At 43.5% G+C, this 6058-nt stretch carries 3 protein-coding genes and 1 pseudogene; all 4 read right to left on the bottom strand.

Annotated features, from left to right (window positions below; translation table 11 throughout):
- Window positions 1–464 (bottom strand): annotated as a pseudogene (locus B3R91_RS00770) (RNA-guided endonuclease TnpB family protein); the annotation flags it as partial.
- A 178-nt stretch (window positions 465–642) separates the two neighbouring features.
- Window positions 643–2481, bottom strand: a complete 1839-nt coding sequence (gene msrAB, locus B3R91_RS00765; RefSeq protein WP_286795862.1) for a bifunctional peptide-methionine (S)-S-oxide reductase MsrA/peptide-methionine (R)-S-oxide reductase MsrB — start codon at window positions 2479–2481, stop codon at window positions 643–645.
- Between the two features lie 400 nt (window positions 2482–2881).
- Window positions 2882–3793 (bottom strand): ATP-binding cassette domain-containing protein, encoded by a 912-nt coding sequence (locus B3R91_RS00760; RefSeq protein ID WP_286795860.1) that lies wholly within the window; start codon window positions 3791–3793, stop codon window positions 2882–2884.
- Window positions 3794–3827: 34 nt separating this feature from the next.
- On the bottom strand, window positions 3828–5786 hold the full coding sequence (locus tag B3R91_RS00755) for a glycine betaine ABC transporter substrate-binding protein (protein WP_286795858.1): 1959 nt from the start codon (window positions 5784–5786) through the stop codon (window positions 3828–3830).
- Window positions 5787–6058: the final 272 nt, after the last annotated feature.

The following is a 6058-nucleotide window of genomic DNA, read 5'->3' as shown; positions in this document are numbered from 1 at the left end:
GTGTTGATGGTGTAGAGTGCTAGATTATAGCTATCCCACACGTCGATGGTCAGCTTCTTGCCTTTAGCCAGGCTAAATTGAATGGTGGATTTAAGAGCTTTTTTACCTGCTTTTTTGACACCTAAGTATTTGATTGCTGCTTTTTTAAAGGGAATCCAACCAAGTGATTTCCTTTTGGCGTTTGGGTTGTTGGTTCGCCAGTTTAGTTTGGCTTTTTTGAATTGCTTGCGAGATTTAGTATGGGTTTCGGTGATGGCTTGTAAGGTTTGGCTGTGCAGGTTTAGCAGCTCGCCACTACCTTTTACATAAGCCGCAATATCATAAGCTGAAAAGAAATGATTGGTGCGTTGAAGATGCTTAAAACTCAAGTCATTCACATAGTTCCACACAAAATTAACCGCACCAGCCAGTTTATTTAGCTGATTGGCGTGTTTGTCTTTGATGCGACACTTGAGCGTTTTCATAGAGTGATTATGGTCTTAATAAGTTTGGTTGACAAGTCTGTTTTAAGGCTGAGCGACAATAGCTGACGCCTGATATCCACGCCCTAGAAGGGACATGGTTTTACGGCGCTTTTTGATAAAAAAGACGCCCAGCATCAGCTTAACGTCTCTTTATGAGTTTAATCATCAATATTAATCATTAAGGTTTTGCAGGCTTTACCAATTTTACCAACGGCCCATAGCCAGACTGTGGCATCACATCAACTGGGATAAACTGTAGTGCACCGCCATTAATACAATAGCGCAGTCCGCCGCGGTCTTTTGGGCCATCAGGGAATACATGCCCCAAATGTGAATCCGCGACCCGCGAGCGAATCTCAGTACGCACCATGTTAAAGGCAGTATCCTCATGCTGAGTAATCACCTGTTTATCGATCGGCTTGGTGAAACTTGGCCAACCGCAGCCAGATTGGTATTTATCGGTGGATAAAAATAACGGCTCACCGCTCACCACATCGACGTAAATCCCTGGCGCAAATAAATTATCATACTCATGACTAAACGCACGTTCTGTCGCTGCCTCTTGAGTGATATTGTACTGGGCTTTGGTTAGGGTGTTTTTTAGCGCACCTTTATCAAAGTTTGCATAGCGTTTGGGATCTAAAGTTTCAGCAACCGTGCTGACCGGTGCAAGCTTGGTTCGCGCAGTGCCTTCTGGTTTATCATCGGCAAGGCTTAAATCGACATGACAATAGCCATTTGGATTTTTTGCCAAATAATCCTGATGATACATCTCAGCCAGATAAAAGTTATCTAAAGGCTTATTTTCGACGACGACTTTTTGTTTATACTGGCTTTGGATACGTTTAAGGGCCGCATCGATGACCGCTTTATCTGCTTTATCGGTGTAATAAACGCCCGAACGGTACTGGACACCGCGATCATTGCCTTGCTTATTGAGGCTGGTTGGGTCTATCACGCGCAAGTAGTATTTTAAAATAGTATCAAGATCGGTTTTATCGGCATCGTAGGTGACTTTAACCGTCTCGGCATGACCTGAGCCGCGAATCACTTGCTCATAGCTTGGATTGGCCGTGTCGCCATTGGCATAGCCTGAGACTGCATCGACCACACCTTCGACACGCTCCATATAAGCTTCAACGCCCCAGAAGCAGCCACCTGCTAAATAGATTGAGCGCGTATTAATCGCCTTACCTTTATCGTTATAATAAACGCCATCTTTTTGTTTGATGGTTTCAATTTTACTGTTGTTATTCAATGCTTGGGCGTTTGCCGGTTTGGCATTACCCGCTTTTAGCTCGGCAAAGTCATTATCAGCATTTTCAGCAAGGGCATAGGCTTGCTCTGCTGATATATTTCCTTTTACTAAGTGCACCAAATTGCCTTTTTTATCGAGTATCGCCCAGCTTGGATACACTTGCACGCCAAGCTTATTAATCATCTCGCCTGAAGCGTCTAATAATACGGGTAGTTTAGGATAATCAGCTTGCACACCTGCATACCAAGTCCTGAAGTCGCTCTCTGCTTTTTCATTAAGATGACCGGGACTGGCAACGGTAATAAGGTTTAAACCGGCAAACTTAGGATCGGTACGCCACTCTTCGGTTTCTGCAAGCGTGCCTAGACATAACGGGCACCAGCTTGCCCAAAATTTAATTAAGGTAGGTTTATTCGGGTCAATGACGGCCGCGCCTGTATCGCCTAAACCCTTGGTCAATTGCGGCAACGCTTGCATTTGCCCGAGCATGTCAGATGGCAGCATATCCCGTGAATTTTTTACACCGCTGTTTTGGCTACTGGCATTAGCATTGCTCTTAGCATTGTTTTCTGCGCTACTCATTTGCCCGCAACCAACCAAAATCCCTGCACTTAACACCGTCGTTACCCCAAAAGCACTGACGTTTTTTAAGCAACGCGCAGCTGTTCGTGGGGACTGTGTCGCTAAATCATGAGGGTTGCTGCCCTTATCAGAGCGATTGGTATGATGAGACTTATTATCTTGTTTATCAGGTAGCATGAAGTATCCTTTTCACAAAATATTACGTGCACCCGCTTAATGATTAATAATTGTCAAGCGTATTCAAAATCAATAAAGCAGAATGAATGTTAGTGAAAGCAAATAGATTGCGAGATATATGAAAATAAAAAGAATGACAAAGACATTAGACTATCTTAATAGTATACATAGCTAGTGGAGTCTACTTTAATAGTAAATAAGCGGTTGCTACACTTCTTTAACAACGCCGTAAGAGTAATGATATACACAAGTGAGCACAAAGAAATGATGTGAGCAATTATTAATGGGCGATTATATTTATATGAGGATAAAATAGTGAAAAATCAATATTACTAGGCCAATCAATCACTTAATAAGACATTTAATAGTCAATATCAGTTAGGTTAAGAATATAAGGTAGTTAACTTTTAGCACCCATAAATTGCGCCACATAATCATCAGCGGGATTATTGCGTAACTCAGTTGCGCTACCAGTTTGTACCAGCCGCCCACCATTTAAAATACTGATACGTTGACCAACTTTGACTGCTTCATCGATATCATGGGTAATAAAGACGATGGTTTTATTAAGCCGTTCTTGTAAATCAAGCAACTGGTCTTGTAGCTGCGCGCGAATAAGGGGATCAAGTGCGGAGAATGCCTCATCCATCAGCAATATTGGATTGTCGGTCGCCAACGCCCGTGCCAGTCCTACCCGCTGCTGCATACCGCCAGATAATTCATCAGGATAGCTGCGTTCTAGATTGGGTAGCCCGACCTCATTGAGCCAATAACTTGCCACTTCATGGCGCTCCTTGGTACTCATTTTGCGCACACGTAAACCGTAAGCGACATTTTGTAGCACCGTCATATGAGGCACCAAACCAAAATGCTGAAACACCATACTGACTGTTTGCTGACGATAGTGCTGTAGCTCTTTATCATTGAGTGCTAGGATATTAATAGCAGAAGACTTTTCGTTTCTAGCCGGTAATTGCTCTTCGCTTGCGACCGCTGAATTAGAGACAGTTCCCTCTGTAGATTCTTTCGCGTTAATAGCGGTATCAACCCAAATTTTTCCGCTAGTTGGATCAATCAAACGATTGATATGGCGTATCAAGGTTGATTTACCAGAGCCTGACAAGCCCATTATACAATGCAGCTCGCCCGCTTTAACGCTTAAATTGATATCATAAAGACCGACCGAATAGCCAGTCTGCTTTTTTACGGCAATGCTGTCCATACCTTCTGCCAATAATGCCAAGGCCGACTGCGCTTGCGAGCTATTGGCATTATAAATCTTGCTGATATTTTCTAATTGAATATGGTTCATTGTGGCTCTCATTTTTTATTTTTATGATTCATCATTAACCAATTGGGCGTCTGCCTGCATCAATGGTTTTTTGCCGCGCGCGTTTTCCTTGCCCAAAGGCCTGCGTAATACGGTCAATGATAATAGCGACAATGACAATAGCAGTACCCGCTTGTAAGCCTTGACCGATATTAAGCGTTTGAATCGATTGCAACACATCTTCACCAAGACCCGGCGCGCCAATCATAGAAGCTAACACCACCATAGACAGCGACATCATGACCGCTTGATTAATACCCGCCATGATACTAGGCAGCGCTTGCGGCAACTTAATCCAAATCAGCAGCTGCAAATGCGTGCTACCAAATGAGCGCCCTGCTTCGACCATTTCATGGTTGACCTGGGTAATTCCCAAAGCGGTCAGACGAATCAGCGGTGGCAAGGCATAAATAATGGTGGCAAATAGCGCGGGCACTTTTCCGATGCCAAATAACATCAGCACGGGTATTAAATAGACAAAGCTTGGCATGGTCTGCATCACATCGAGTATCGGTGTGATAATTTTACGCAAGATTTTACTACCAGACATGGCGATACCAATTGGAATACCAACCACCACCGTGACCAACACTGAGACAATGAGCAGCGCAAAGGTATCAATCAATGCACTCCATAGTCCAAACGCACCAATTAGAAATAATCCGACGCCACATGCCAGCGCAAACCATATTTTACGAACGCCAAACCATGCTAAAACGGTTGCGAGCGTAATGATTAGCCACGGCGGCATAAAGGTTAAAAAGCGTTCAATGGGCAACAATAGATAGGTTAAAGCGGCGCTACTAACACTGCGAAAAACGTCACCATAGTTTCTAACCACAGTCGCTAAGACGTTATTGAGCGACGTTTCAAGCGACCATGCAGGAAAGCTTGAAGACAAACCGAATAAATTGGCTCTATTATTGTTTTCTAACCTATCTGATGCAGCGTTATTTGATAAAGTGTTACCGTTCAGACTAATGCCAAGTTTCGCTGCCACATTATCTACCGCTTCTGGCGTTATCCACGTCTGCCAAATATGAGGATTTTGACGTAAAAATACCAGCGCTTGCTCATCACCGCTGCGCTTGTTTTCACTCATCTCTAAAATAGCGCCGTTGAGCTGATCCGGGGTAAATTTAACTTGTTTAAAAAAATCGGTCAGCTCAGGATTAGACTGCATGAAGGGGGTCGATACCGCAATACTCAAAGGAGAAACAGGAAAGCCTGAAATACAGTCAGAGGTGCCATTAGCAAGTAGTAAATCTTGCCAGCAGGCGTCATCGTGCGCAGGGAACTCTAATGGCGCAAAATCGTATTTTGCCATTAGCCCAGTCGGTTGCCAGTAATAAAATAATAAGGGTTTATGTTGTTCAAAAGCAGAGGATATTTCAGCATCAAGCGCAGCGCCTGTACCGGGGTGGACACTGTTAAAAGTCTTATCTAAACCGGTATTTTTTAATAAACGGGTATTAAAAATCTCACATGCCCATCCTGACGGACAGTTCATAAAGCGCGACTTACTCGGGTCTTCAGGATCTTTAAATAGCTCAGCGTATTTGGGCAAATCTTGATAACGACGCAGACCCGGATTTTCCTCTAGGACATATTTGGGCACATACCAACCTTGAGTCGCACCGCCCTCAAGCGTATCGCCAATAATGGCCACCTTTTTGTCCTCGATCGCTTGCTCTAAAATCGGCGAGCGCCCTATCCACTGTTCGCCGATTACTTGGATATCATCTTGCAGCAGGGCATTTTCAAGCGCCGGACCAGCACCCGGTACCTCAGTCACTTGGCAGCCATAGCCGTTTTCAGTGATATATTTCAACACCCCAGTGGTAAATTGCCCACTCTCCCACGTAAGCGCGCCAAATTTAATCGGCGCATCACAACTTGATACAGCAGCAGATACGGGCAACGACAATATGAGTGAGCTTATTAACAATAAGCTAAAAGCAATCCATTGGCGCACGGCAGATCCTATTTATCGTTATTATTCTTGAAATTATCTCTAAGTTTAGTAAAGCTTATTTTTACACCTAAAGTCTGTTGTTTATTATTAATTTATTTACTTAGAGTGCGTCTAAAAAATAGCACCATTTTGTTTAGGTGGTCTACAAAATGTAGCGATTTATAGATAAGATGACAAATGCTCATTCATTCTAAAAAGCGGTTTTTAACTACTTAACCCCAGTTCGGGATAAGGGCTCAAAAAAAAGATAAAAAAAGAAGTCCAAAGTTGCT

Source organism: Psychrobacter sp. UBA6291 (assembly GCF_002439405.1).
Taxonomy (GTDB): domain Bacteria; phylum Pseudomonadota; class Gammaproteobacteria; order Pseudomonadales; family Moraxellaceae; genus Psychrobacter; species Psychrobacter faecalis.
The sequence above is the reverse complement of the archived record's forward strand: the minus strand, read 5'-3'. Positions and strand labels throughout refer to the sequence as shown.

Coding starts and splice junctions, on each gene's coding strand:
- msrAB (WP_286795862.1), bottom strand. CDS start 2,481: ATGCTACCTGATAAACAAGATAATAAGTCTCATCATACCAATCGCTCT.
- B3R91_RS00760 (WP_286795860.1), bottom strand. CDS start 3,793: ATGAACCATATTCAATTAGAAAATATCAGCAAGATTTATAATGCCAAT.